We start from the raw sequence: 26,197 nt of genomic DNA, 5'->3' as shown, positions 1-26,197 counted from the left end.
CAGGGACGTGCCTCAACTACGCCTCGCCCTGAACCAGATCGACTCCACCGTCGGCGACCTCGACGGCAACGCCGAGTCCGTCGTCAGCTGGACCCGGCACGCCGTGGAGCAGGGAGCGCACCTGGTGGCGTTCCCCGAGATGATGCTCACCGGCTACCCGGTGGAGGACCTGGCGCTGCGGTCCTCCTTCGTGGAGGCCAGCCGGGAGACGCTGCGCGCGCTGGCCCACCGGCTCGCGGAGGAGGGGTTCGGCGAGGTCCCGGTGGTCGTCGGCTACCTCGACCGCGCGGAGCGGCCCGCCGCCTACGGCCAGCCCGCCGGGGGGCCGCAGAACGCCGCCGCCGTGCTGCACCGCGGGGCGGTGGCGCTGGCCTTCGCCAAGCACCACCTGCCCAACTACGGCGTCTTCGACGAGTTCCGCTACTTCCTGCCCGGCGACACCATGCCCGTCATCCGGGTGCGCGGAGTGGACGTCGCGCTCGCCATCTGCGAGGACCTCTGGCAGGAGGGCGGCCGGGTGCCCGCCGCCCGCGCCGCCGGGGCCGGGCTGCTGCTGTCGGTCAACGCCTCGCCGTACGAGCGGGAGAAGCACGACACCCGGCTGGAGCTGGTGCGCAAGCGGGCGGGCGAGGCCGGGTGCACCACCGCCTACCTGGCGATGATCGGCGGCCAGGACGACCTGGTCTTCGACGGCGACTCCCTCGTCGTCGACCGGGACGGCACCGTGCTGGCCCGCGCCCCGCAGTTCGAGCAGGGCTGCGTCGTCCTCGACCTGGACCTCCCGGCCGCCGGGGCGGTGCCGTCCGGGGTGGTGGACGACGGGCTGCGCCTGGACCACGTCACGCTCTCCGCCGACCCGCTCCCGGCCTACGAGCCGGAGGTCACCGGCAGCACCGCGCCCCGGCTGGGGGACGACGAGGAGATCTACACGGCCCTGGTGGTCGGGCTGCGCGCGTACGTCGCGAAGAACGGCTTCCGCTCGGTGCTCGTCGGACTGTCCGGCGGTATCGACTCCTCGCTGGTCGCGGCGGTGGCCTGCGACGCGGTCGGCCCGGAGAACGTGCACGGCGTCTCGATGCCCTCGCGCTACTCCTCCGGGCACTCCCGGGACGACGCGGCGGAGCTGGCGGAGCGCACCGGCCTGCGTTTCCGTACCGTCCCGATCGGCCCCATGTTCGACGCGTACATGGAGTCGCTGGCGCTGACCGGCCTCGCCGAGGAGAACCTCCAGGCGCGGCTGCGCGGCACCCTGCTGATGGCGCTCTCCAACCAGGAGGGGCACCTGGTGCTCGCCCCGGGCAACAAGTCCGAGCTGGCGTGCGGCTACTCGACGCTGTACGGCGACTCGGTCGGCGCGTACGGACCGATCAAGGACGTCTACAAGACGAACGTCTTCCGGCTCGCGCGGTGGCGCAACCAGGCGGCCTCCGCGAGCGGCCACACCCCGCCCATCCCGGAGAACTCGATCAGCAAGCCGCCCAGCGCGGAACTGCGCCCCGGGCAGCTCGACTCGGACTCGCTGCCCGACTACGAGGTGCTGGACCGCATCCTCAAGCTGTACGTGGACGGCGACCAGGGCCGCGCGGACATCGTCGCCCGGGGGTTCGACCCGGAGCTGGTCAACCGGGTCCTGCGGATGACGGACACCGCGGAGTACAAGCGCCGCCAGTACCCGCCGGGCACGAAGATCTCGGCGAAGGGCTTCGGCAAGGACCGCCGGCTGCCGCTCACCAACCGCTGGCGCGAGCGCTGACCGGCGGCCCCGCGAAGTCGCCCCGGAACCTCAGAGGTTGATCGAGGCGGCGACGGGCAGGTGGTCGCTGCCGGTCTCCGGCAGCGACCAGGAGGACACCGGCTCCACGCCCTTCACCATGATCTGGTCGATCCGGGCCATCGGGAACGAGGCGGGCCAGCTGAAGCCGAAGCCGTCCCCGGCGGCTCCCTGGGTGGAGCGCAGCTGGGAGGTCACCGGCGCCAGGGCGCGGTCGTTCATCGTGCCGTTGAGGTCGCCGAGCAGCACCACGCGCTTCAGCTTCTCGGCCGAGACGGCCTCACCGAGCGCGCTCGCGCTGTCGTCCCGCTGCCCGGCGGTGAAGCCCGCGCGGAACTGCACGCGCACCGAGGGCAGGTGCGCGGCGAAGACCGCGACGTCCCCCCGCGGGGTGCTGACCGTGGTGCGCAGGGCGCGGGGCCAGCCCATCCGGAGGTCGACGGGGCGGCTGTCGCTCAGCGGGTACTTGCTCCACACCCCGACCGTGCCGGCCAGCGTGTGGTGCGGGTAGGCCCGGCGCAGCGCCTTGCGGTAGGTGCCCGCCCGCGCGGCGGACACCTCCTCCAGGGCGAGGATGTCGGCGTCCGAGGCGATGAGCCCGCGCGCGGTGCCCTCCGGGTCCGGGTTGCCCGCGTTGACGTTGTGCGTGACGACGGTGAGGTCGCCGCCCGCGCCGGACTTGGTGGTCACCAGACCGCCGAAGAGGCTGACCCAGACGACGACCGGCACCAGCAGCGCGATCAGCGCCGTCGGCGAGCGGCGCAGCAGCCCGGCCACGAGCAGCACCGGGATGAGCAGACCGCCCCAGGGCAGGAAGGTCTCCCAGAGCGAGCCGAGGTTGCCGATGGAGTTGGGGATCCGGGCGTGCGCGGACAGCGCGAGGGCCAGCAGCAGCGCGAGCACCGCCGGGACCAGTCCGCGCCGCCACGCGCCCTCCCCGCCCCAGCGGCCCAGGGCCCGCCGGAGGCGCTGGGCGCCCCGGCCACCCGCGGTTCCGCGTCGCGGACCGCCGTCCGGCTGGCCGGTGGCCTCCGCCGTGTGCGCGCCTGCCATCGCTGCCCTCGCTTGCCTGTGGTGATGGTGCATGAACGATATGTGATCCCGGAGGGCTCGCTGACGCACGAGACGCCTCGCCGGGCGGGGGACGCGGGCGGCCCGTAGCGCGTCGGCGGCGGGCGGCCACACAGAGACAGGACGTGCGGAACCGCGCCTCGGGTTCCGATCATCCGGGACCGTTCGTGTCCGTCTCCGTCGCGTCCCGGGGTGGTCCGCCCGGGAGCGCGCGCCCCAGGCCACCGCCCTCCTCGCACTTCCCCCCGCGCGCCCCCGCGTGCCAGCATGGCGAGAGTTCCGGGGACGCCGTGAGGGCGCCACGAGACGACGAATCAGGAGCCGTACCATGCAGCACGCAGCGCAGCAGGCTGTCCGAAACACCCGGGAGGGCGCCTCCGGCGCCCCGGCGTCATCCCCCGCGTCCCCCTCGGGGGCGTCCGACGGCGGGGGGTCGCTCAAGCTCTACGGCGGTGTCACCACCCGCCGCGTCACGGTGCGTGACCTCGGAGCCGCCAAGGGCCGCGGGGAGAAGTGGCCCATGCTGACCGCGTACGACGCGATGACGGCCTCGGTGTTCGACGAGGCCGGGATACCCGCCCTGCTGGTCGGGGACTCCATGGGCAACTGCCATCTCGGGTACGAGTCCACGGTCCCGGTCACCCTGGACGAGATGGCGATGCTCTCCGCCGCCGTCGTCCGGGGCACCCGGCGCGCGCTGGTCATCGCGGACCTCCCCTTCGGCACGTACCAGGAGGGGGCGGCGCAGGCGCTGCGCAGCGCCACCCGGCTGGTCAAGGAGTCGGGCGTGGGGGCCGTGAAGCTGGAGGGCGGGGAGCGCTCGGCCGACCAGGTGGAGCTGCTGGTCCGCAGCGGCATCCCGGTCATGGCGCACGTCGGGCTGACCCCGCAGTCCGTGCACGCGATGGGCTACCGCATCCAGGGGCGCGGCGAGGAGGCGGCGCAGCAGCTGCTGCGGGACGCCAAGGCGGTCGCGGACGCCGGGGCCTTCAGCGTCGTACTGGAGGCGGTGCCCGCCGAGTTGGCGGCCGAGGTCACCAGGTCGCTGGACGTCCCGACGATCGGGATCGGCGCGGGGGCGGAGTGTGACGCGCAGGTCCTGGTGTGGACCGACATGGCGGGGCTGACCTCCGGCAAGGTGCCGCGCTTCGTGAAGGAGTACGCGCGGCTGCGGGAGACGCTCGGCGGCGCCGCCCGCGCCTTCGCCGACGACGTCGTCGGCGGCGCCTTCCCGGAGGCGCGGCACAGCTTCAGCTGAGCCGGGTTCGCCGATCGCGCTCGGTGACGGGCCGCGCCGGTGCTCCGGTTCGGGGGGCACGGACGGCTCGTTGCCGGGCCCGCGGGGCGGCGGCACCCGCGTGGAGCCGCCGTCACCCGGCTTCCCGAGACTGTTCGGAGCAGTTCCGTCACCGAGATCGGTGGTCGCCGGTACAGCGCGAGGAATGGGCATACAAGGGGCGGTACATCTCATCCGACTTTCCCGATCAGGGGCTCCGCTTCGAGCGGGCCCCAGGAGAGAAACGAGGACATGATGAGGAACCTCACCCGTGCCGTGGCGACCGCGGGGCTGGCCGTCGGCCTCGCCGTCGGCGTGGCCCCGGCCGCCAGCGCGAACAGCCATGACCGGCCCGTCAACGTCTACTTCGTCTACGGCGACTCCGTCTTCGCCAACGAGCGGGGACCGGGCGACCTGGCGGTGCCCTTCGTGAAGAACTCCCGCCACGTCGGTCAGTCGACGCAGAACGAGTCGATCAAGACGGGCAACATCAAGACCAAGGTGCACGGCAAGCACAACCGCGTGCCGGTCGAGGTCGAGGGCTCCGAGCAGGACCAGGTCCGCAGCCGCTGACCGCTGACGCGCTGACCCCCTGAGCACCGGTGCTCCGGGGCCCGGACGGCGCGCGACCCGTCCGGCTCCCGCGTGACCCCCGGCGTCCGCCCCTCCGGCGGGCCCCGGGGGTTCGCTCATCTCCGTTCCCACACCGCCGGGTTGGGCCCGCGGGCGCGGGCGAGCCGGGACGCGGGGCCCCCTCCCCATCCGGCCGTGTGACCGATGTCACCGCCCCGGCCCGGCACCCCCGCCCGACCGCCCCCACACCCCCGTGACGGAGCCTCCGAACCCCGTCGCCACCCACCGCGTACGGACGGCCACGGTGTGTCGTACCGGATGGCCGGGGTCCCGCCGCACACCGTCTACTCCCGGGCGAAGCGGGGCGGTTGGGGCACCGGCGAGGGGGCGGGGGTGCCCGGTGGGGACCGCCGGGACCCGGCCTGGCGAGGGGCGGCGGTGTCGGTGGGCTGTCGGTCGTTTGTCAGCGGAAGCTGGCACCTTTGGTTCCATGACGCGACACACCACCCCACCGCGCGGCGGCTCCGCCGTCGAGGTACGCGGCCTGGTCAAGCACTTCGGGGACAACAGGGCGGTCGACGGCATCGACCTCGACGTGCGCGAGGGCACCGTCATGGGAGTTCTCGGGCCGAACGGGGCGGGCAAGACCACCCTCGTCCGGATGCTGTCCACGCTGCTCCTGCCGGACGCGGGCACCGCCGTCGTCGCCGGGTACGACGTGGTGCGCCAGCCCCGCCAGCTGCGCCGCACCATCGGCCTCACCGGCCAGTACGCCTCGGTGGACGAGAAGCTCTCCGGCCGGGAGAACCTGTACATGATCGGGCGGCTGCTGGACCTGCCCCGCTCCCAGGCGCGGCGCCGCGCCGACGAGTTGCTGGAGCGCTTCTCGCTGACCGAGGCGGCCAAGCGCCCGGCCAGCAAGTACTCCGGCGGGATGCGGCGGCGGCTGGACCTCGCCGCGTCCATGATCGGCCGCCCCCGGGTGCTCTACCTGGACGAACCGACGACCGGTCTCGACCCCCGCACCCGCAACGAGGTGTGGGACGAGGTGAAGAACATCGTCGAGGACGGCAACACCGTGCTGCTCACCACCCAGTACATGGAGGAGGCCGAGCAGCTGGCCAGCGAGCTGACCGTGGTCGACCGGGGCAAGGTCATAGCCGAGGGCCGCGTGCCCGAGCTGAAGGCGAAGGTCGGCGGGCGCACCCTGGAGATCCGCCCGGTGGACCCCGCCGAGCTGCCCCTGATGGCCACCGCCGTGCGCGAGGCCGGACTCGACGGCGTGGGCGGCAGCACCTCGGACCCGGCGTCCGGCGTGCTCAGCGTGCCCATCGTCAGCGACGAGCAGCTGACCGCCGTGGTCGGCCTGCTGGGCGAGCGCGGCTTCGCCATCGCGGACATCGCCACCCATCTGCCCAGCCTGGACGAGGTGTTCCTCGCGATCACCGGCCAGAAGGCCACCCACCAGGACCACGACGAGCTTGAGGAGGCCGCGGCGTGAACACCACCACCGCGCCCGCCCCCGAACACCCGGGGACCCCCGCCCGGAACACCCCGCGGGCGGCGTCCCCGTCCGACGACGGGAGGATCGGCCTCCGCGCCAACCTGCGCCACCTCGGCGCGCTGGCCCGGCGCAACACCCTCCAGATCAAGCAGGACCCCGAGTCGATGATGGACGTCCTGCTGATGCCCATCGTCTTCACCCTGCTGTTCGTGTACGTCTTCGGTGGCGCCATCGGCGGTGGCGGGGACGGCGGCGACCGGGACGCCTACACCAACTACCTGGTGCCCGGCATGATGGCGATGATGAGCACCAGCCTCGCCATGGGCGTGGGCACCGGACTGAACGAGGACTTCCGCAAGGGCGTCATGGACCGGTTCCGGGCCATGCCCATCGCCCGTTCCTCGGTGCTGCTCGCCAAGGCGCTGGTCGAGGCCGGGCGGCTGCTGGTCGCCATCGTCGTACTGCTGATCGTCGGCTTCCTCGTCGGGTTCGACATCGACGGCCAGTGGCTCGGGCTGCTCGCCGCCACCGGGCTCACCGTGCTCTTCGGCGTCTCGCTGATGTGGATCTTCATGGTGATGGGGCTGTCGCTGCCCAACGCGCAGGCCGTGCAGCAGGTCTCGTTCCTGATCCTGATGCCCCTCCAGTTCGGCTCCTCGGTCTTCGTACCGACCGAGACCATGCCCTCCTGGCTGGAGACCTTCACCCGGTTCAACCCGCTGACGCAGGTCGCGGACGCCGCCCGGGGGCTGATGCTCGGTGAGGGCGCCGTGGCCTCCCCGGTGCTGTGGACCATGGTCTGGGTCGTCGGCCTGACGGCGGTCACCGCCCCGCTCGCCATCGCGAAGTTCCGCAAGCAGGTGTGACCACCCTCCCGCCACCGGCGCCCCCGGTGACCGCTCCCGGCCGCCCGGCCACGGCTCGCCGGGCCGCGCCGGGGGCCGGTACGGTCTAGCGCCATGGCCCGCGCTTCACCACACCCCGAACACCACCGCATCAGCCCGGTGTTCCTGGGCGTGCTGGTGGTGATGGCGCTCTCGGGGTGGGTCGTCTGGACCGGCCGGGCGGAGATCACCGGCGTCGGGGTCTTCCTGTTCGTGCTCTCCGGCTGGATCGTCTCGCTCTGCCTGCACGAGTACGCGCACGCCCGCTCGGCCCTCAGCGCGGGGGACACCTCGGTCGGCGCCAAGGGGTACCTCACCCTGAACCCGCTGCGGTACACGCACGCCGGGCTGAGCGTGCTGCTCCCCGTCCTCTTCGTGGTGCTGGGCGGCATCGGCCTGCCCGGCGGCGCGGTCTACGTGGAGCGGGGCCGGATCAGCCGGCGGTGGCGGCAGAGCCTGGTCTCCGCGGCGGGACCGCTGACGAACGTGCTGCTGGCGATCCTGCTCACGGCCCCGTTCTGGCTGGACGCGATGGCGGACGTGCCCTTCGCCTTCCGGTACGCGCTGGCCTTCCTCGCGATGCTCCAGGTGACGGCGGCGGTGCTGAACGCGCTGCCGGTGCCCGGCCTGGACGGGTACGGGGCGCTGGAGCCGTGGCTCTCCCCGCGCCTGCGGCGGCGGTTCGAACCCTACGCGCCGTTCGGGCTGCTGCTGGTCTTCGCCTGCCTCTGGATCCCGGCCGTGAACACGGTCTTCTGGGAGACGGTGGGCACGGTGCTGGAGTGGCTGCGCGTGCCCGGCGCGGACGTCGACTTCGGCTACGAGTACTTCCGCTTCTGGAACGGGGAACCCGTAGTAGACGCGGTGGACGCGGTGGACGCCGTCGACACGGTGGGGCGGTGAACGCCGCGTCTCGGCGGGGCGGTCGACGCGGCGGGCCCCGGCGCGGGTGGCGGGGCCTCCGGTGGCGGGGCCTCCCGGGGCCCGGGCCTGATCGGGCCGCCCGGCGCTGACCCGTCCCGGCCGGAGAACGGATCCGGGAACGGGCCCGGGTCCCGGTCCGGGTCCGTGAACGGGTCCGGGGACCGGTCCGGATTCGGGGGTCGCGGACGGCTCGGTCAGGCGGTCGTCTCGGGGGCGCGGGACGTGGAGGGCACGGTGCGGCAGGCGGCCCCCTCGGCCGCGGCGGAGGCCGCGTCCCGCTCGGCGGCGGCCGCCAGGGCCCGCGTCCGGCGGCGGTAGTACCAGGCCATGTTCGAGGTGAGCCCGGCCAGCAGCACCCACACCACCCCGAGCGGCCAGCTGCCGTTCACGAACGAGAAGACCGCGGCGGCCGTCGCGAGCAGGCAGAGGACGGCGGTGTAGAGCGCGATCCCCCGGGGGGAGCGGGCGGTGGGGGCGGACATCGGCGGTCTCCCGGGCGGTGTGACGTGAACTGCGGACGGGGCGCGCTGCGGCGCCCTCTCCACCGTACGCGCGGCCCGCGCCCCACCGGCCGGGAGGGCGCGCCTTCCCGGCCGGACGGGCCGCCGGACCAGATGCCGGTCCGACCAGACGCCGGCCGGGTCAGATGTCGGTGAGGCGGACGCCCGCGTGCGCCCGGTAGCGGCGGTTCACCGAGATCAGGTTGGCGACCAGCGACTCCACCTGGTGCGCGTTGCGCAGCCGCCCGGCGAACACGCCCCGCATCCCGGGGATGCGTGCCGCGAGCGCCTGCACGAGTTCACAGTCGGCGCGCACCTCCCCGAGCACCATCACGTCGGTCGCGATCTCCTCGACGTCCGCGTCCGCGAGCAGCTCCGCCGACACGTGGTGGAAGGCGGCCGTGACCCGCGAATCGGGCAGCAGCCCCGCCGCCTGCTCGGCCGCGCTGCCCTCGTCCGGGGTGATCGCGTAGGCGCCCTTCTTGTCGAAGCCCAGCGGGTTGACGCAGTCCACCACGAGCTTCCCGCGCAGCTCCTCGCGGAGCGACTCCAGGGTGCGGGCGTGCCCGTCCCACGGCACCGCCACGATCACCACGTCCGAGCGGCGGGCGCACTCGGCGTTGTCCGCCCCCTCGATCCCGGTGGCGCCCCGCGCGGCCAGTTCCTCGGCCGCCTGCCGGGCCCGCTCCTCCCGGCGGGAGCCGATGACGACGCGCTGACCGGCCCGGGCCAGCCGGTAGGCGAGTCCCCGGCCCTGGTCGCCGGTCCCACCGAGCACGCCGACGGTGAGGCCGGAGACGTCCGGGAGGTCCCAGGGGTCCTTCCGGGGGGCGGGGGACGCGGGCGCCGACGCGTCCGGGGCGGCCGGGGAGGAGGGCTCAGCTGCACTAGTCATGCGCCGCATCCTCCCACCGGCGGCCCGGCGTCCGCGCCGTGCCCAGCCGTGACGGTGCTCACCGCGCCGTCCCGCGCACCGGAGGCCCGGCCCGAACGGCCGCCCCACACACGGCGGTTGGTGAGGCCCGGCGCCCCCGCCCGGCGGCGGGGCCGCGCCCCCGGCGTACTCCTGGACGTACCCGGAGGGGGTGCGGGCCGAGGTACCAGTGCGGGCCAGGGCACCGCCCGGGGACTGGGCTCGTGGGGGGACTGGGCTCGTTGGGGGACTGGGCTTGTCGGGGGGACTGGGCTCGCGGGGGGGGCGGGCGCGGGTCAGTCCCGGGGGCGGCCGGTACCGGGGCCGTCGGGGCGCCCGGGCTGGTCGGGGGTGTCCCCCGCCTCGTCCGGCGACTGGTCGTCGTGCCAGCGCGGGTCGTTCTCCCAGCTGGTGTTCCGCTCCCGGGCCGTCTCCATGGCCTGGGCGGCCTCCTCGGGGGAGCCGTAGGGACCCATCCGGTCCTTGCCGGGGCACTGCGGGCCCTCCTCGACGGCGCCGTGTTCGAGGCAGTAGTACCACTCGCCGGGCTTCCCGGCCTTTCCGCGTCTGAAGAGTGCCATCGGACCATGCTCCCGCTCCCCCGCCCGGGGCACCACCGTTAGACTCGCGGCATGTCTGGCCAGTCACTCCTCGTTCCCGGCACGCTCTCTCCGCCACGGGGGGTGCCCGCCTCGATTCCGCGCCCGGAGTACGTCGGCAAGGAGGCGCCGACCCCGTACACCGGCCCCGAGACCCAGGACGCCGAGACCGTCGAGCGGATGCGGACGGCCGGGCGGGTGGCGGCCGGAGCGCTCGCGGAGGCGGCGCGGCACATCGCCCCCGGGGTGACGACCGACAGGCTGGACGAGGTCGCGCACGAGTACCTGCTCGACCACCAGGCGTATCCGTCGACGCTCGGCTACCGCGGTTTCCCCAAGTCGCTGTGCACCTCGGTCAACGAGGTGATCTGCCACGGCATCCCGGACTCCACCGTGCTGGGCGACGGCGACATCGTGAACCTGGACGTCACCGCCTTCCTCGGCGGGGTGCACGGCGACACCAACGCCACCTTCCTCTGCGGCGAGGTGGACGAGGAGTCCCGGCTGCTGGTGGAGCGCACCCGGGAGTCGCTGAACCGCGCGATCAAGGCGGTGAAGCCGGGGCGGCAGCTCAACATCGTCGGCCGGGTGATCGAGTCCTACGCGAAGCGCTTCGGCTACGGCGTGGTCCGGGACTTCACCGGCCACGGCATCAACACCGCCTTCCACTCCGGCCTGATCGTCCCGCACTACGACGACCCGCACTCCACCACCGTGATGCGGCCGGGCATGACCTTCACCATCGAGCCGATGCTGACGCTGGGCACCCACGAGTGGGACATGTGGGAGGACGGCTGGACGGTCGTCACCAAGGACCGCGAGCGCACCGCACAGTTCGAGCACACCCTGGTGGTCACGGACTCCGGCGCGGAGATCCTCACCCTCCCCTGAGGCCGCGGGACACCGCCCCGTCCGTACCACCGGCCCGCCGACTCCCCGGCGCCGTTCGGCCGTTCGGCACCGGCCCCAACACCCAGGCGCTGTACGTCCGTTCGCCAACACCCAGGCCCCGTACGTCCGTTCACGGTGCGCCAGCGACCCGCTTCCGGTGGGGGTAACACCCCGCTTCCGGTGGGGAGTTCGGCGGGGGGGGTGCGGTGACGGTCGGCGCGTGGCACGTGGGAGACACCACCGGGCACGATCTGGCGGGCGGTGGGACGGTCCCAACCGTCCGCCGCGCGCGCCACGTCGAGACAGCGGAGGGCGGTGCGCGGCTCGGGGTTCCAGGCTGGCTGGACCGGCCCGCCCCGGGGTCCCGGGGTGCGCACGGCGCGGTACAGTTCCTTCCCGCGGAACGCGGGGAGGGTGAGTTCGGAGTGAAGCGGGCGAGGAACTCGGCGATGGCGCTGTCGGCCGGTGCCGTCGCGCTGGCGGTGACGCTGTCCGGCTGTATGACGGTGCACGGTGAGACCGCCGTGGTGCCCGCGACCTCCGAGAAGGAGGCCCGGAAGGTCTTCCGTGAGTTCACGGCCAAGAGCAACCGGGCCAACAGCCGTCTGGACACCCGGCTGAACGCCACCATCGAGGGCGGCGCGCTCGGCGCCATCAACCAGGCGGCCCTCAAGACCCGCAAGGGCGCCAAGGAGAACGGCGAGAAGATTCCGCCGATCCCCCCGCTGAAGCTCCGGGACACCCGGTTCCTCATCCCCAAGCAGGCGGGCTGGCCGAAGTTCTTCGTCGCCGACACCCGGGGAGACGACACCGGCAACCGCTGGTTCTACGTCTTCCAGCGCGAGAGCGTGGACGCCCGCTGGAAGGCGAGCTACCTCAGCGTGCTGGAGCCGGACGAGCTCCCGACGTTCCCCAAGGACTCGGACGGACACGTCAAGGCCGTGCCGAGCGGCGGAGGTTCGGGGCTGAGCGTGGCGCCGGGCGCACTCAGCAGGGAGTACGTGCGCACCCTGCGGGACGGCGGCGACCGCTTCGCGGACGGGCCGCACACCGACAAGCGCCGCACCCAGCGCGAACGCTCCGAGAAGCGGCCCGGGTTGCGGACCGAGTTCGCCGACTCGGCGGCGCGGCCACCGCAGTTCGTCCCGGCGGGGCTGCGGGTGAAGGGGGGAGGCGCGCTGGTCTTCTTCGCCTCGCACCACCACACCAAGCAGACCTTCCACAAGGACTACGCGCCGAAGATCAAGGACCCGCTGGTGCGCGAGATGCTCTCCGGGGAGACGCCGAAGAAGGCGGTGACCTACGCGCGCGTCTCCCAGCAGGCGGTTTCCGTTCCCGAGGCGGACAGCGCCGGGGACGGCGTCGTCTTCCTCAACCGCATCGACGGGATGACCAGCGCCAAGGCCGACTGAGACAGGCGGGACCCGCGTCGGCGCGTCCCCACGTTCCGTGCCCGCACGGCGCGTTCCGTCGCGGTACCGCGCCGCCCACCACAGCCGGGATCCCGCGCTCCCCTCCCCCGTTTACCGGCCCTCAACTCCCCTGCGTCCGTGCCTCGTTGGGCGGCGCGGCGTCCTCGCGGGACGATGTTCGGCGGGGGCGGCGGGTGTTCAGCGGGCTGGCCAGGACTCCGCCTCGGCCGCGCCCTCGGCGGCGTACGCGCCGCAGGCGTCGGTCAGCGCCTCCAACAGGGCGAGCGGCTCGGGGAGTTCCGCCACCGTGCTGCCGGGTTCGGGCGGAAGCAGCCAGCGGACGTGCGCCCCGTAGTCCTCACCGGGCAGTACCGAGGGGGGCAGTTCGGCGGGCGGCATCAGGACGTAGCTGCCGCGGCAGTGCCAGCGCAGCCCCGGATGCTCGTCCAAGGTCTCGGGGTGGCAGTCGAGTTCGCAGGGCCACCACTCGTCCTCGTCCTCCGGGGTGCCCCGGGTGGCGGTGAAGAACATCATCCGCTCGCCGCCGGAGAGGGCCACCGGGCCGAGGGGCACCCGCTCGTCCTGGAGCCGGTCGAGCGCCGCCGACCCCGCCTCGGCGGGTACGTCCAGCACGTCGTGCACCTGGCCGGTGGCGGTGATGAAGTTCGCGCGCGGCTCGTTCCGGGCCCAGCGCTCGATCTGCGCGGCGTCGGTGGTGGCCTGGGTCTGCCAGGCGAAGGAGACGGGGTGGCGGCCGGGCGTCGGACAGCCGATCCGCACACAGGAGCAGCCGTACCCGGAGGGATGGGCGGCGGGGGCGAGAGGGTACCCGGCCAGGGCGGCGGCCAGCAGGAGCTCCTCACGAGCGCGGGCCAGCTCGGCCGCGCTCTGGTCCGGTCGGCCGGAGCCCCTGCGGGCGTGCCGGCGCAGCCAGTGGGTGAACCTGCTCTCGCGTTGCATCTACCGCCTCATTCCGCGTCCGCTTCGCAACAGACCGTGGACTGTCGAGGGTACGCAGCGGAGGCCACGCTCAGGACCGAATCCACGGATCGCCGATGACACCCCCCATCCTGCTCCTCCCCGCGGGCGAGTGCGTAGCCAGGTGGGCGTGCGAGCTCCGGACGCCATGTCTCCCGCCCGGCGCCGCTCCGGCGTCCGCCCGCCCGTCGCGCGCCCCTCAACCGCCGCTGTCCAGCGCTTTCCTCCCCGGCGCCGGACCGCGCCCGGGCGGAGGCGCGACCTCCGGCCGGACGCGCGACCACCGTGGCGCTCGTCACATCCGGCCGTCCGCACAGACGTCCCCACCGTCGGCGGAGACCGGGAAGCCGGACGAGGTGGGGCGGGACGGGGTGGGGAAGGGGATGCCGGGGGAGGATGTGGGGGGCGTCTGGCGGGGGCGCGGGTGGACAGGCGCGGACCGTGAGCGGACGGCTCCGAGGCGTCCGTCTCCGAGTGGAGCGGCTATCGGACCATCCGTCCGACATTCGGACCGACTTCTCCGCCACAGGGCCCTCACGGAGGACGATGGGCTCAGCAGTGCGCATCGACCCCGTGAGGAGCCTTCATTGTTCAAGCCCCGCCGCTACCTGATGTGCCGTCCCTCGCACTTCCGCGTCACCTACTCCATCAACCCCTGGATGGATCCCAGCAAGCCGGTGGACCTCTCGCTCGCCCTGGCCCAGTGGGAGGACCTGGCCGAGCGGTACCGCTCGCTCGGTCACGCCGTCGAGGAGCTGGACCCGCGGCCCGAGCTGCCCGACATGGTGTACTCCGCGAACGGCGGCACCGTCGTGGACGGGCGGGTGCTCGGCGCCCGCTTCGCGCACCCGGAGCGCACCGGTGAGGCCGCGGCGCACCGGGACTGGTACCGGGCACACGGCTATCCGGAGGTGCACGAGCCGGAGCACGTCAACGAGGGCGAGGGCGACTTCGCGGTCACCGCCTCCTGGCTGCTGGCCGGGCGGGGGTTCCGCAGCAGCCCGCTCTCGCACGGTGAGGCGCAGGAGTTCTTCGGGCGGCCGGTCATCGGGCTCGACCTGGTGGACCCGCGCTACTACCACCTCGACACCGCGCTCTGTGTGCTGGACGACTCGGTCGACGGGGCGGTCATGTACTACCCGGACGCCTTCTCGCCCGGCAGCCAGGCCACGCTGCGGCGGCTGTTCCCGGACGCCCTGCTCGCCGAGGAGACGGACGCCAGGGAGCTGGGGCTGAACGCGGTGAGCGACGGCCACCACGTCTTCCTGCCGCAGGCCGCCGCAGGGCTCTTCGCCCCGCTGCGGGACCGCGGTTACGAACCGATCCCCATCGACCTCACCGAACTGCTCAAGGGCGGCGGCAGCGTCAAGTGCTGCACCGCCGAGCTACGCGGCTGACCGCACCCCGGCGCGGTGACACGGGCCCAGCGCCCCTCGCCGCGCCCCTTCCCTCCCCCGCCCGGCCTTTCCCGACGCCCTCCCCGCCCCGCGCCGGACTTCCCGAGCGGACTTCCCCGCGCCGGCTCAGACGGCGGGCGGCGGACCGCCGGTGGCGGGACCGGGCGGCCAGGAGTCGCCCCAGCCGATGTTCCGCGCCGCCCGGTAGTCGGCGCCCTGCCGCTTGGTGACGGCGGTGGAGTCCAGCACCCCCTCGGCGGTGCACAGATCCAGCAGCACCTGTCCCTTCCGGACCCGCGGACGTCGCACCACCCGGGCCGGGGCGGGCGTCCCGCCCGCGCGGACGGCGGCGACGTAGCTGAACTTCTCGTCCTCGTACGGCAGCGTGCCGCCCTTGACCCTGCGGTGCAGCGCGGAGCGGGAGACGCGCGCCGCGAAGTGGCACCAGTCGGCGCCGGGCGCGATCGGGCAGGCGACACTGTGCGGGCAGGGGGCCAGCACCCGCAGACCCGCCGCGACCAGTTGCTCGCGGGCGGCCCTGATCCGCTCGAAGCCGTCCGGGGTGCCGGGCTCGATCAGCACCACGGCCTCCCCCGCGGCCTCGGCCGCGCCGCGCACCACGGCCGCGCGGTCCTCCTCGGTGAGTTCGCCGAGCACGTAGCAGGCGGTGACCAGCTCCGCGGTCCAGGGCCGGGCCACCGCGCCGAGCAGCGACCGGCGGCGCCAGTCGGTGTCCCGCACGGCCCGCGCGGTTCCCCGGGCGGCCAGCTCCCCGCCGAGCGCCAGCGCCTCCCGGGCCTGGTCGACCACGCGGGTTTGGCGCGGGCCGTCCCCCCAGGTGGCGGCGGCGGCCCAGACGGCGGCGCCGGTGCCGCCCCCCAGATCGAGGTGGCTGCCGGGGGACCAGGTTCCGGTGCGCCGGGCGAGGGCCCCGAACGCGGCGGAGGCCGCCGCGAAGGTGGCGGGCATCCGGTAGGCGGCGTACGCGATGACGTCGCCGCGGTCGCCCAGCACCGGCTCGTGGAAGGCGCCGCCGCGGTAGCAGGCCATCAGCCGGTCGACGGCCGCCGTCACCCGCCGGGGCGGCAGTCCGTCCAGCAGCGCGGCCAGGGCGCCGCGCAGTTCGTCCTCGATCACCCCGCCAGTCTAGGGAGGTCCCGGCGGGGTCCCGTCCCCCTCCCGGACGGGACGGGACGGGACCGGCGGGAGCGGCGGGACCGGGCGGGGTCAGCCGCGTACCGCGCGGGCGAGATGGGTGGCGGCCGCGGCGCGCGGACCGCTGTCCGGCGGGCGCCGCACCGGGTGCACCGTGTTCGCCAGCAGGACGAGGAAGGTGTCGGTGACCGGGTCGAGCAGCAGGCTGGTCCCGGTGAATCCGGTGTGCCCGGCCGTCCGGCCACCACTGAGGGGACCGGCCAACTCGCCCATGAAGTACGGCTGGTCGGTGGTGAAGCCGAGTCCGGGCGGGTCGAGGAGCAGGGCGACCGAGGAGGGCGCGAGGATCCGCGCCGCTCCGTAGGCGCCGCCGGTCAGCAGGGTGCGGCAGAGGACCGCGAGGTCGCGGGTGGTGGAGAAGAGGCCCGCGTGCCCGGCGACGCCGCCGAGGGCCCAGCAGTTCTCGTCGTGGACCCGGCCGTGTACCAGGCCCCGGTCGACCTTGGCCCACGGCGTGCGCTGGTCCTCGGTGGCGGCGATCCGGGGGCGCCAGTCGGCGGGTGGGCGGAAACGGGTGTCGGTCATGCCGAGCGGTCCGGTCACACCCTCGTGGAGGAGGGCGTCCAGGGGCCGTCCGCTGACCTGTTCCAGCACGCGCTGGAGGAGCAGCAGGTTGAGGTCGGAGTAGCACCGTCCGGAGCCCGGCGGGTTCACCGGCGCCTCCTCCCAGAGCAGGGGGACGCGCCGCTCCTCCGGGTGGTCGTAGAGCGGGAGTTCGGGGCGGAGGCCGGAGGTGTGGTCGAGCAGCTGCCGGACGGTGATCCCGTGGTCCGGCACGCCGCGCGGGGCGTAGCGGACGATCTCCGCCGTCAGGTCGAGCCTGCCGCGTTCGACCTGCTGGAGAGCGGCGAGCGCGGTGAAGAGCTTGGTGAGCGAGGCCAGGTCGAAGACGGTGTCCTGGTGGGCGGGGAGCCGCCGCGCGAGGGGAAGTTCGACTCCGGTGCGACTCTCCGCGTCGTACCCGGAGTAGCGCAGCGCCCAGCCCGCCGCGTGCTCCAGCACCACGTACGGGCCGCGCCCGGCCAGCACGGTGACGCCCGCGCACCAGCCGCCGCCCGGCAGCGCGTCGACCTCGTCCCGCAGGGCGGCCAGCTCCCGGCCGCCGAGTCCGGCGCGCTCCGGGGCGGCGCGCCTCAGTCTCGCGTACGCCATGGCCGGCAGAGTCCCACGAAGGCGGCGACGGCCAGCAGTACCGCGCTGAGCTGGACGAGCGCCATGGGCACGGCCGTCCCCTCGCCCGCGATTCCGACCAGCGGCGGGGCGATGGAGCCGACCAGGAACTGCGAGGTGCCCAGCAGGGCGGAGGCGGTGCCCGCGGCGTGCGGGGTGCGCAGCAGGGCCTGCGAGTTGGCGTTCGGCATCACCAGCCCCATCCCGCACATCAGCACGCAGAGCGCCACGGCGACCGGGACGAGGCCGACCCGGCCGAAGAGGCCGCTGGTCATGAGGGTCAGCGCCACGGCGGCGAGGGTGATGACGCCGAGTCCGGCGGCCAGCGCCCGGTCCAGCGACACCCGGCCGACCAGGATCCTGCCGTTGATCTGCCCGAACAGCACCAGCCCCAGGGAGTTGACCATGAACAGCAGGCTGAAGGTCTGCGGTGATCCGCCGTAGATCTCCTGGACGACGAAGGGCGAGGCGGCGACGTACGCGAACAGCGCGGAGAAGGAGAGGCTGCCGGTGACGAGGTAGCCGGTGAAGACCCGGTCGGTGAAGAGTCGGCGGATGGTGCGCAGCGCGTGCCGCACCCCGCCCCGGTGCCGCCGCGCGGGGGCGAGGGTCTCGGGCAGCCAGCGCGCGACCATCAGCGTGAGCACCGCCCCGGTGCCGGTGAGGATCAGGAAGATCCCGCGCCAGTCGGTGAAGCGGAGCACCTGGCCGCCGAGGACCGGCGCGAGGACCGGGGCGGCGCCGGATATCAGCATCAGGGTGGAGAAGAACCGGGCCATCGCCAGGCCGTCGTACAGGTCACGGACCACGGCGCGGGCGATGACGATCCCGGCGGCGCCGGTCAGCCCCTGGAGCACCCGGCAGACGGTGAGCGTCTCGATGCTGGGCGCGACGGCGCAGGCGGCGCTGGAGAGGACGTAACCGGCCATCCCGACCAGGAGCGGGCGGCGGCGGCCGAAGCGGTCGCTCATCGGTCCGGCGACCATCTGACCGAGGGCGAGGCCGAGCAGGCAGGCGGTGAGGGTGAGTTGGACGGTGGCCGCGGGGGCCGTGAGATCGCCGCCGATGTCCGGCAGCGCGGGGAGGTACATGTCCATCGAGAGCGCCGCGAGCGCGGTGAGGCCGCCCAGGATGAGGGTGATCAGCAGACCCGCCCGGCGTGGGCCGCTCAGCTCCGGCCGCCCGTCGTCCGGGGCCACGGCGGAGCGCCCGGTGGGCGCCGTGGGCCCACCGGGCGGGAGCGGGGAGCCGGGTCCGGTGGCGGCGGGCGCGCCGCCCGCTTTCTCGGACGGGGGCGTGAGGGCCGGTCGTGCGGGGCCGGGCTTGGACATGCGCCTCTCCAGGAGATTGTTAATCGCTCACACATTCTCCCAGGGAATCCGTGCCCGGCACACCGAAATTGGCCGCGGGAAACCCGCTCCGTGCGCGCCGTTCACTCTGGCCACGCGGCTCACGCCCGCGCGGCTCGGATCCGTGCGGTGGGTCGCGGCCTCGGGCGCCCCCGGCGGGACCGGAGGAATCACGCGGGCTGGTGACGACCCGTGGGGCCCGTCGGGGCCACGGTGGATCGAGCGCTCTCGGATGATCGAGATACGAGGAGGTGCGGGAGGTACGGGAGGTACGGGAGGTACGGGAGGTACGAGGCCGGGGACCGCGCGGGAGGGCGCGGCGGGAGCCGGAACCGTACGGGAAGGACCGGCCCGGATCGGTCGGCCCGGATCGGGGGCCCGGATCGGGGTGGGGTCAGGCTGGCGGGGTCCTGGTGACGCTGGGCCGGACCGGTTCGGCCCGGGTTCGGAGGGCGGGAGACCACGGAGAGTTCCGCGGGCTCAGGCGGGGCGCAGCCCCGGTGCTCCGCTGTCGGAGACGAAGGAGGCCGCGGTGGAGATCGGCGCCCCGGGTGAGAGCACCCCGCTGACCGTCCGGTAGTCGGCGCGGACCCGTTCCGCGTCGAGGGTGAGCAGCACGTAGCCGCGCCGTCCGTCGTAGAAGCTCAGGTGCGGGTTGGCCGCCATCAGCACGTCCCAGTCGTCGGGCTTCTCCGCTCCGTCGCCGCCACTGGAGATGGACGTGGTCACGAACTCGACGCCGAGCGTCGCCGAGTCGGGGTCGTCGAAGTCCCGCTTGATGTCGAAGGCGTAGTGCACGTGGACGTCGCCGGTCAGCACGACGAGGTTGGTCAGCTCCGCCGCCCCGGCCGCGTCGAGTAACCGCTTCCGGGCCGCCGGGTAGCCGTCCCAGGCGTCCATCGAGACCTCGTACGGACCGGAGGTGGCGCGGTGGCGCCGGGAGAGGACGACGCCCTGCGGCAGCAGGTTCCACACCGCGCCCGAGGCCTGCCAGCCCTCGGCCAGCCACTCCTCCTGGGCGGCGCCGAGCAGGGTGCGGTCCGGGTCGTTCGTCTCGTCGCTCGGGACCTTCCAGCCGTCGTCGTTGGACTGGTCGTCGCGGTACTGGCGGCCGTCGAGCACGTCGAGCTGGACGAGGGTGCCGAAGCGCAGGCGCCGGTAGAGCGCCAGGGAGTGTTCCTCGGGCTGCTGCGCGGGGCGCAGCGGGAGGTTCTCGTAGTAGGCGCGGTAGGCGGCGGCGCGGCGGGCCAGGAACTCGTCCTCCGGGACGTTGTCCTGGGAGTGCGCGGCCGCGTAGTTGTTCTCGACCTCGTGGTCGTCCCAGGTGGCGATCCAGGGGTGGGCCGCGTGGGCGGCCTGGAGGTCAGGGTCGGAGTGGTAGAGCGCGTACCGGAGCCGGTACTGCTCCAGGTTCTCGGTCTCGGCGTCGTGTTCGGCGGGGAGGTCGAGGTCGGGGTCCTCCCGGTCACCGCCCGCGCTGTCCACGGGGTTCTCGTAGATGTAGTCGCCGAGGTGGATGACGGCCCGGATGTCCTCCTCCCGCGCGAGGTGTCCCAGGGCGGTGAAGTAGCCGTGCTGGTAGTTCTGGCAGGAGACGAGGGCGAGGCGGAGGGTGTCGGGGCTGGTGTCGGCCGCGGGTGCGGTGCGGGTGCGGCCGACGGGGCTGGTCCACTCGCCGGTGGTGAAGCGGTACCAGTAGACGGTGTCGGCGGTCAGGCCCTCCGGGATGACGTGGACGGAGTGCTTGAACGCGGGGTCCGCGGTCTCCTCGCCGGTGGCGACGATCTCCGCGAACTCCTCGTCGGCCGCCAGCTCCCAGGTGAGCGGGACCGGATCGTCTGTCATGCCGCTGTCGAGCTGGTGGGGTTCGGGGGCGAGACGGGTCCAGAGGACCACGGAGTCGGGCAGGGGATCACCCGAGGCGACGCCGAGTCTGAAGGGATCCTTGTCTATTCTCTTCGCTCTTGTGTTCGCACTCATGTCTTCGAGTTTTGGCACAGCGTGGGCGGTATTGGGAAGGTGTGTGCCGACGGTGAGTGCCAGGGTGGCCCCCGCACCGGTCAGCAGCCTCCGTCGACTCATGTGCCGTGCGGCGCACCGGAGTTGACGGTCCGCACTGGTCAGCTCGGTCATACCGGCGGCGCACCGGCCGCGCCCCGCCACCAGTTGGCGCGTACACGATGAAAATATGTCCGGGATATGACGGTCGGGCGCCCGACGCGGTCAGCGCGGGGCCCGGCCGCCCGCCGACACCGGAGCGGTCCGGAACCGCCTCCGGACGGCGGCCCGTCACGGGGTGCGGGCGGTAGGGCCCGGTCCGCCGGAGGGGCCCGTCCCGCTCCCGGCGGTCCGTGCGCTGGCCCCCGGGCCGCGCGCACCGCAGACTCGGCACATCGGCGCCGCACCGGCACCGACGCCCCGCCCGTCCGACGAGGAGACGAGAGCCCGATGAGCGAGTCACCGCTTAGCAGTTCGGCGCCGACCCCGGTACCCGCACCGCGCCCCGTCACCGGGGCCGGCCAGTCGCCGCTCCCCCCGGCGGACTTCAGCAACTACCAGAACGAGATCTACCTGCACGGACTCGACGGCCACCTGCCGCCGTTCACCACCGACCTCACCGCGCTCGGCGCCTCGGCCCGCCAGCGGCTCGACCCCGGCGCCTACGGCTACCTCGCCGGGTCCGCCGGGTCCGGCGCCACCCACCGCGCCAACCGGGAGTCCTTCGACCGGCACCGGCTGATCCCCCGGATGCTCACCGACGCCACCGAACGCGACCTGCGCACCAGCGTGCTGGGCACGCACGCGCCCGCCCCGGTGCTGCTCGCGCCGGTCGGCGTGCAGTCGATCGTGCACCCGGACGGGGAACTCGCCACCGCCCGGGCCGCCGCCGCGCTGGGGGTGCCCTTCGTCCTGTCCACCGCCTCCTCCTACACCCTGGAGGAGGTCGCGGAGGCCGCCGGGCCCGGCGCCCCGCGCTGGTTCCAGCTGTACTGGCCGGAGGACGACCAGGTCTGCCTCTCGATCCTGGGGCGAGCCCGCGCCGCCGGGTACACCACCCTCGTCGTCACCCTGGACACCTGGACGCTGGCCTGGCGCCCGCAGGACCTCGACCAGTCGTACCTGCCGTTCCTGCGCGGGGTGGGCACCGCCATCCCGTTCTCCGACCCGGCCTTCCGCGCCGGGCTGCCCGCGCCGCCGGAGGAGGACCTGACCTCGGCGGTGCTGCACTGGGTGCCGATGTTCACCGGGCGGGACCGGAGTTGGGACCGGCTGACCTTCCTCCGAGCCCACTGGCAGGGCCCGCTGGTCGTCAAGGGCATCCAGCACCCGGACGACGCGCGACGCGCGGTGGACGCCGGGGTGGACGGCGTCATCGTCTCCAACCACGGCGGGCGGCAGGTGGACGGCGCGGTGGCCGCGCTGGACGTCCTCCCGGAGATCGCGCAGGCGGTGGGCGAACGGACCGAGGTGCTCTTCGACTCCGGCGTCCGCACCGGCTCCGACGTGCTGAAGGCCCTCGCGCTCGGCGCCCGGGCCGTGCTGGTCGGCCGCACCTTCGCCTACGGCCTCGCGCACGGCGGGGAGGAGGGCGTGCTGCACGTCCTGCGCAGCCTGCTCGCCGATCTGGAGATCACCCTCGGACTCTCGGGCCACCGCACCCCCGCCGAGCTGACCCCCGACGACCTGCGGCGGGCCCCCTGACCCGGCGGCCCCAGCACACCGCGGCCCCACCAATACCGCGGCCGGGGGCGCCTTCGGCGGAAGGCGCCCCCGGGGTCCGGCGCGGGCACGCGGCCCGCTCGCTCCGGCTACTCCGCGACGAACCGCGCGAGCACGTTCCCGGTGACGCGGGCGACGTTGTTGTCGTACCCGTTCCACGCGAGGCTGCCCGCCCAGCAGATGGAGCCGACCGAGAACACCGCTCCCCCGCCGTCGATCTCGAAGTAGGTGAGATCGGAGCGGACCAGCTCGTTCTCCGTGCCGCCCTGTCCGGGGGCGGTCATCAGCAGCTCCTCCTGGGTGATCTGGTAGCGGTCGTCCAGCTCCAGCGAGGTGGCCAGGCGCAGCGCGTGCGCGGGGGTGCCCAGATCGAAGCCGAACCGGTCGACCTCGTCCCCCGCGGCTCCGCCGAGCACGTGGCCGAAGTCCCCGATCACCTCGTCGGGGTCGAGCCCCTCGAAGACGAAGGCGGCCCGTTCGTCGTGGCTGTCGGGCAGCCTCCGGTACCCGGCGGCCTGGCCCCAGCCCTGCGAGGCCATGCCGACGCCCACCAGCCGCTGCGGTACGTACCCGTTGAACCGCCACAGGCCGCCGTGGTCGCCGGTGGCGCTGTGGTGCAGCTCGCCGGGCGGCGAGTCCCAGCAGCGGGTGCCGGAGTTGCCGCGCCGCACCTCGACCAGGTGCGGCCGGTCCTCGAAGGCGCTGGTGACCCAGTAGAAGCCGTTGCCGCCCAGGTACATCAGCCGCCCGCCGTCGCCCAGGTAGCCGGAGAGCGAGTCCATCATGTCCCGCGACCAGTACTCGGGGTGCGAGCCGGTCACCACCACGCGGTGCCCGGCGAGCAGTCGCGGGCCCTCCCGGTGCAGGTCCTCGTCGAGGACGACGTCGACGTCGTAGGCGCTGTCCGCCGCCGCGAGGGAGCGCAGCCAGCCGAGGATGAACAGGTCGGCCGCCAGGTGACGGACGTGCCCGGACAGCCAGTTGTGGTAGTGCGGCCGCAGGTTGAGCACCGGCCGCAGCCGGGAGGAGTAGGCGACGCCGCTGCCGTCGGTGTGGGTGTCGTACAGCGACTTGCCGACCTCGTCATGGCGCACGATGAACTCGTCCTGCGGTGCCAGCCGCATCGAGTGGATCATGAAGTCCTCTTGCAGCCCGGACTCGAAGAGCCGCTCGTTGGCGTACGCCTGGTACGTGAAGCTGGGTACCAGGAAGAGGACCGGCGCCGGTGCGGAGCCCACCGGGCGGCGCACGAAGAACGGGATGTAGTCGACCTCCTCCGCGCCCGCGCCGTCCGCGCCCGCGATCCGCAGCCGCAGGGCGTAGGCGCCGGGCGGGGTGTCCGGCGGGACGTCCCAGGTGAGCGAGGTGGCCCACGCGGCGTCCTCCAGGTCGTCCTCGTGGAAGTGGACGGCCGCGTACTGCTCGGGGGCGACGGCGAAGTCGGTGGCCCGGCCGTCCCACCGGCTGGAGGTCACCGCGCGCTGCGGCGCCTGCCGCAGCACGCCGTGCCGGTTGTTCCCGGAGACGTCCCGGAGCCGGGTGGTGGCGAAGTCGGCGCCGAGGTCGTAGTCGCAGACCAGCGCCGCGGGACGGACGGCTCCGCCGCCGAGCGCGAGCGCCACCTCGTCCGCGTCCAGTACCCGGGCGTAGCAGCGCGGGTTCTCGATCTTGCCGTTGAAGTGGTGGTCCAGGTACCGCGCGCCGTCGATCCACACCGGCGTCGCGGCGAGGTAGGTCTCGCCGAGCCGGGCGCCGGCGAGGTCCGTCGTGGCCGGGGCCTCGGCGGTGTCCCGCTGGACGGCGCGCTGCCAGCCGGTCTCCTGGGCCACGTCGAGCCGCAGCCAGCCGCCGTCCGGGTCGTGGCTCGCGCTGACGAAGAACCAGCAGCCGGTCCGCAGCTCCACCCCGGAGGTGACGGACGCCTCGGTGTCCCCGGCGCGGACGGTCAGGCCCAGCCGCCCGGCCTCGTCGACCGCCAGTTTCACCAGGTGCCGCCCCTCGGCGTCCCCGGAGGAGAAGAGCACCTGCTCGTGCCCGGCCTCCGGCAGCGTCGGGGAGAACCGCAGCTGGACGGTGCAGGCGCCGCCGCCCAGCCAGTCCGCGGGCAGCGGCAGCTCACCGTAGGAGCCCGGGTCGGTCAGCTGGACGTACCCGGGGTGGGTGCCCGCGCAGTCCGCCGGGACCGGGCGCACCGGCAGGTCGGTGGCGCCCGGGTCGGTCATGCCGCCGAGCAGTTCCACGACGTCCGCCCGGTACTCCGCGCGAACCGTGCTGACGTGGAAGGCGATGGCCTCCCCTGCCCGCACGCCCCAGCGGTCGGCGTAGCCGGTGATACCGAGGATGTCGCCCCCGCTGTTCAGCCGGAGGTAGTCGCCGTCAGACTTCCGCATGCTCGTGCCGTCCCTTCTCGCCGTGGGCGGTGGTCTTGCCGTGGGCGGTGGCGAAGAACTCCTCCACCCTGGGGTCGATCGGTTCCTTGTTCCCGGCGGTCTGCACCAGTGTCACCACGGTTCCCACGACCGCGCTCAGCGCGATCCCGACCGGGCTGACCAGGTGGTAGGCGAAGTCGCCCAGCAGCGCGACGACGACGTACACCACGCCCACCGACAGCGAGCTGAGCGCCGCCGCCGTGGTGAAGCGCTTCCAGTACAGGCCGGCCAGGATCGGGAAGGCCAGCAGCGCGGTGAAGACCGAGACGTAGGTGAGGACCAGCAGGATGTTGCCGACGAAGGAGAGCGCGAAGATCAGCGTCGAGGCGCCCAGCACCAGGAACACCAGGCGGCTGGACATCACGTAGAAGCGGTCGCCGCGGTTCCGGAACACGTACCGCTTGAACAGGTCGTTCACCACGATCGACACCGCGGAGTTCCAGATCGCCACCATGGTGCTGATGCCGACGAGCAGCAGCGTGACCAGCAGCAGTCCCTGGATGATCGGCGGGGTGTACTCCAGCACCAGCCGCGGCAGCGCCTCCTCCGCCTCGTCCAGGTCGGGCATCAGCACCCGGCTGAACATGGTGGTCAGGGCCACCAGGCCGTACAGCACGACGATCAGGACGGTGTTGGCCAGCATCGCCCGCTTGGCGATCCGCTCGTTGCGCGCGGAGAAGATCCGCTGCCCGTACCAGGGGGCGGCGACGTAGAGCATGATGTTCTGGAAACACCAGGTCAGGATGGCCGCGAAGCCGTAGTTCTCCAGGTCCCAGATGGGCTTGAAGGACAGGTACTTCGGCTCGAAGACCCCGCTCAGCTCCCCGAAGCCACCCGCGTTGAAGTAGCCGATGAAGAACATCACCGGGATGAAGATCAGGATCATGACGTAGGCCACGACGTCGAACGAGATGGCCGTCATGAAGCCACCGGCCAGCGCCAGCACCAGGCAGACCAGGGTGATCACGATGACCGTGGTCAGCGGGTCCACGCCGAGCAGCACCGAGGCCACCACGGAGAGCCCCGCGAGGTAGGTGGCGGGCGCGATCCAGGTGAAGGTCAGCGTGACCACGCTGGCCAGCGCCCGGGTGGTCTCCGAGAGACGGCCGTGGAAGCGGCGCTCGAAGAACTCCGCGATCGTGGATATCTCCAGGCGGCGGTAGGGCTTGGCGACCGTCCAGGCGTAGATGCCGAAGACGAACACGAAGATGAACGACGTGTACCAGAGGCCCACGGTGCCGTAGAGGTAGGCGACCGAGGCGCCGCCGATGAGCGTGGCGGTGTTGAACTCCGCGGCGCCCAGCGTGGCGACCAGGGCGGGGAACCCGGTCTTGCGGCCCGCCAGGTTGTAGTCCTGATAGCTGGTCACGCGGCGGTAGGAGCGGTACGCCAGGTAGATCAGCAGAGCGGTGAAGGCGATAACCATCGCGTACTTCTCGGTCATAACACTTCCTCGGTCATGTCATGCCTCCGCGACGAGCACGCTGGGGCCGCGGATGCGGAAGCGTCTCGAACCCGGAACCCGGGCCGTTCGGAGTCGGGCGGGGAGCCCTGGGGGAAGAGCGGGGGACGGTACTCACCGGCCCCGCACCGGCCAGTGATGACGGACGGTGAGGGCCAC

The 26,197-nt window shown here is 73.5% G+C and carries 21 protein-coding genes; 10 read left to right on the top strand and 11 right to left on the bottom strand.

Annotated features, from left to right (window positions below):
* Positions 1 to 7 precede the first annotated feature (7 nt).
* Positions 8 to 1,753, top strand: a complete 1,746-nt coding sequence (locus E0L36_RS04030; RefSeq protein ID WP_180927448.1) for an NAD+ synthase — start codon at positions 8 to 10, stop codon at positions 1,751 to 1,753.
* Between the two features lie 30 nt (positions 1,754 to 1,783).
* On the opposite strand, the gene E0L36_RS04025 is transcribed toward E0L36_RS04030, so the two are convergent.
* Positions 1,784 to 2,824, bottom strand: a complete 1,041-nt coding sequence (locus E0L36_RS04025) for an endonuclease/exonuclease/phosphatase family protein (RefSeq protein WP_180927447.1) — start codon at positions 2,822 to 2,824, stop codon at positions 1,784 to 1,786.
* Between the two features lie 346 nt (positions 2,825 to 3,170).
* Here E0L36_RS04025 and panB point away from each other — a divergent pair, with 346 nt between their 5' ends.
* The 5 genes from panB (at position 3,171) to E0L36_RS04000 (ending at position 7,982) form a co-directional block, all read left to right on the top strand.
* On the top strand, positions 3,171 to 4,100 hold the full coding sequence (gene panB / locus E0L36_RS04020) for a 3-methyl-2-oxobutanoate hydroxymethyltransferase (RefSeq protein WP_180927446.1): 930 nt from the start codon (positions 3,171 to 3,173) through the stop codon (positions 4,098 to 4,100).
* Positions 4,101 to 4,370: 270 nt separating this feature from the next.
* The gene (locus E0L36_RS04015; protein WP_180927445.1) at positions 4,371 to 4,691 is read left to right on the top strand and encodes a hypothetical protein; all 321 of its coding nucleotides are present in this window, start codon (positions 4,371 to 4,373) and stop codon (positions 4,689 to 4,691) included.
* 490 nt (positions 4,692 to 5,181) lie between these two features.
* Complete coding sequence (locus E0L36_RS04010; RefSeq protein ID WP_180927444.1) at positions 5,182 to 6,192, top strand: ATP-binding cassette domain-containing protein; 1,011 nt, start codon at positions 5,182 to 5,184, stop codon at positions 6,190 to 6,192.
* On the top strand, positions 6,189 to 7,061 hold the full coding sequence (locus E0L36_RS04005) for an ABC transporter permease (RefSeq protein WP_180927443.1): 873 nt from the start codon (positions 6,189 to 6,191) through the stop codon (positions 7,059 to 7,061). Before E0L36_RS04010 ends, E0L36_RS04005 begins: the two co-directional genes overlap by 4 nt.
* 93 nt (positions 7,062 to 7,154) lie before the next feature.
* Positions 7,155 to 7,982: a site-2 protease family protein gene (locus tag E0L36_RS04000; protein ID WP_180927442.1), complete on the top strand. Its 828-nt coding sequence runs from the start codon at positions 7,155 to 7,157 to the stop codon at positions 7,980 to 7,982.
* Positions 7,983 to 8,197: 215 nt separating this feature from the next.
* On the opposite strand, the gene E0L36_RS27395 is transcribed toward E0L36_RS04000, so the two are convergent.
* The 3 genes from E0L36_RS27395 to E0L36_RS03985 all read right to left on the bottom strand — a co-directional run bounded on the left by E0L36_RS27395 (position 8,198) and on the right by E0L36_RS03985 (position 9,997).
* The gene (locus tag E0L36_RS27395) at positions 8,198 to 8,485 is read right to left on the bottom strand and encodes a hypothetical protein (protein ID WP_258015889.1); all 288 of its coding nucleotides are present in this window, start codon (positions 8,483 to 8,485) and stop codon (positions 8,198 to 8,200) included.
* A gap of 160 nt (positions 8,486 to 8,645) precedes the next feature.
* Positions 8,646 to 9,398: an NADPH-dependent F420 reductase gene (gene npdG, locus E0L36_RS03990; protein WP_180927441.1), complete on the bottom strand. Its 753-nt coding sequence runs from the start codon at positions 9,396 to 9,398 to the stop codon at positions 8,646 to 8,648.
* A gap of 314 nt (positions 9,399 to 9,712) precedes the next feature.
* A complete protein-coding gene (locus E0L36_RS03985) occupies positions 9,713 to 9,997 on the bottom strand; it encodes a hypothetical protein (protein WP_180927440.1) in 285 nt (94 codons plus the stop codon).
* 51 nt (positions 9,998 to 10,048) lie between these two features.
* On the opposite strand from E0L36_RS03985, the gene map reads away from it, so the two are divergent.
* On the top strand, positions 10,049 to 10,906 hold the full coding sequence (gene map / locus E0L36_RS03980; RefSeq protein WP_180927439.1) for a type I methionyl aminopeptidase: 858 nt from the start codon (positions 10,049 to 10,051) through the stop codon (positions 10,904 to 10,906).
* Between the two features lie 425 nt (positions 10,907 to 11,331).
* Entirely contained in the window at positions 11,332 to 12,318 is a 987-nt protein-coding gene (locus tag E0L36_RS03975; protein ID WP_308416621.1) for a hypothetical protein, read from the top strand.
* Positions 12,319 to 12,516: 198 nt separating this feature from the next.
* On the opposite strand, the gene E0L36_RS03970 is transcribed toward E0L36_RS03975, so the two are convergent.
* Positions 12,517 to 13,278 carry a bifunctional DNA primase/polymerase gene (locus E0L36_RS03970; protein ID WP_180927438.1) on the bottom strand — a complete coding sequence of 254 codons (762 nt, stop codon included), beginning with the start codon at positions 13,276 to 13,278 and terminating at the stop codon, positions 12,517 to 12,519.
* Positions 13,279 to 13,883: 605 nt separating this feature from the next.
* On the opposite strand from E0L36_RS03970, the gene ddaH reads away from it, so the two are divergent.
* Positions 13,884 to 14,693, top strand: a complete 810-nt coding sequence (gene ddaH / locus E0L36_RS03965; protein WP_374705486.1) for a dimethylargininase — start codon at positions 13,884 to 13,886, stop codon at positions 14,691 to 14,693.
* Positions 14,694 to 14,819: 126 nt separating this feature from the next.
* On the opposite strand, the gene E0L36_RS03960 is transcribed toward ddaH, so the two are convergent.
* The 4 genes from E0L36_RS03960 to E0L36_RS03945 form a co-directional block, all read right to left on the bottom strand.
* Positions 14,820 to 15,827, bottom strand: a complete 1,008-nt coding sequence (locus tag E0L36_RS03960) for a small ribosomal subunit Rsm22 family protein (protein ID WP_308416699.1) — start codon at positions 15,825 to 15,827, stop codon at positions 14,820 to 14,822.
* Between the two features lie 93 nt (positions 15,828 to 15,920).
* Positions 15,921 to 17,060 (bottom strand): serine hydrolase, encoded by a 1,140-nt coding sequence (locus E0L36_RS03955; RefSeq protein WP_180927437.1) that lies wholly within the window; start codon positions 17,058 to 17,060, stop codon positions 15,921 to 15,923.
* Positions 17,042 to 18,409: a multidrug effflux MFS transporter gene (locus E0L36_RS03950; RefSeq protein ID WP_180927436.1), complete on the bottom strand. Its 1,368-nt coding sequence runs from the start codon at positions 18,407 to 18,409 to the stop codon at positions 17,042 to 17,044. Before E0L36_RS03950 ends, E0L36_RS03955 begins: the two co-directional genes overlap by 19 nt.
* Before the next feature lie 498 nt (positions 18,410 to 18,907).
* Positions 18,908 to 20,560: an alkaline phosphatase gene (locus tag E0L36_RS03945; RefSeq protein WP_180927435.1), complete on the bottom strand. Its 1,653-nt coding sequence runs from the start codon at positions 20,558 to 20,560 to the stop codon at positions 18,908 to 18,910.
* Positions 20,561 to 20,875: 315 nt separating this feature from the next.
* Here E0L36_RS03945 and E0L36_RS03940 point away from each other — a divergent pair, with 315 nt between their 5' ends.
* Complete coding sequence (locus E0L36_RS03940) at positions 20,876 to 22,129, top strand: lactate 2-monooxygenase (RefSeq protein ID WP_180927434.1); 1,254 nt, start codon at positions 20,876 to 20,878, stop codon at positions 22,127 to 22,129.
* A gap of 107 nt (positions 22,130 to 22,236) precedes the next feature.
* Here the strand turns inward: E0L36_RS03940 and E0L36_RS03935 are convergent, their stop codons facing one another.
* Both E0L36_RS03935 and E0L36_RS03930 read right to left on the bottom strand, forming a co-directional pair.
* Positions 22,237 to 24,537, bottom strand: a complete 2,301-nt coding sequence (locus tag E0L36_RS03935; RefSeq protein ID WP_180927433.1) for a N,N-dimethylformamidase beta subunit family domain-containing protein — start codon at positions 24,535 to 24,537, stop codon at positions 22,237 to 22,239.
* Entirely contained in the window at positions 24,524 to 26,020 is a 1,497-nt protein-coding gene (locus tag E0L36_RS03930; RefSeq protein WP_180927432.1) for a sodium:solute symporter, read from the bottom strand. Before E0L36_RS03930 ends, E0L36_RS03935 begins: the two co-directional genes overlap by 14 nt.
* Positions 26,021 to 26,197: the final 177 nt, after the last annotated feature.

Origin of the sequence: Streptomyces sp. AJS327, from assembly GCF_013450295.1 — a bacterium.
Lineage (GTDB): Bacteria > Actinomycetota > Actinomycetes > Streptomycetales > Streptomycetaceae > Streptomyces.
Note: the sequence above shows the minus strand (reverse complement) of the source record. Positions and strands in the feature narration are given on the sequence as shown.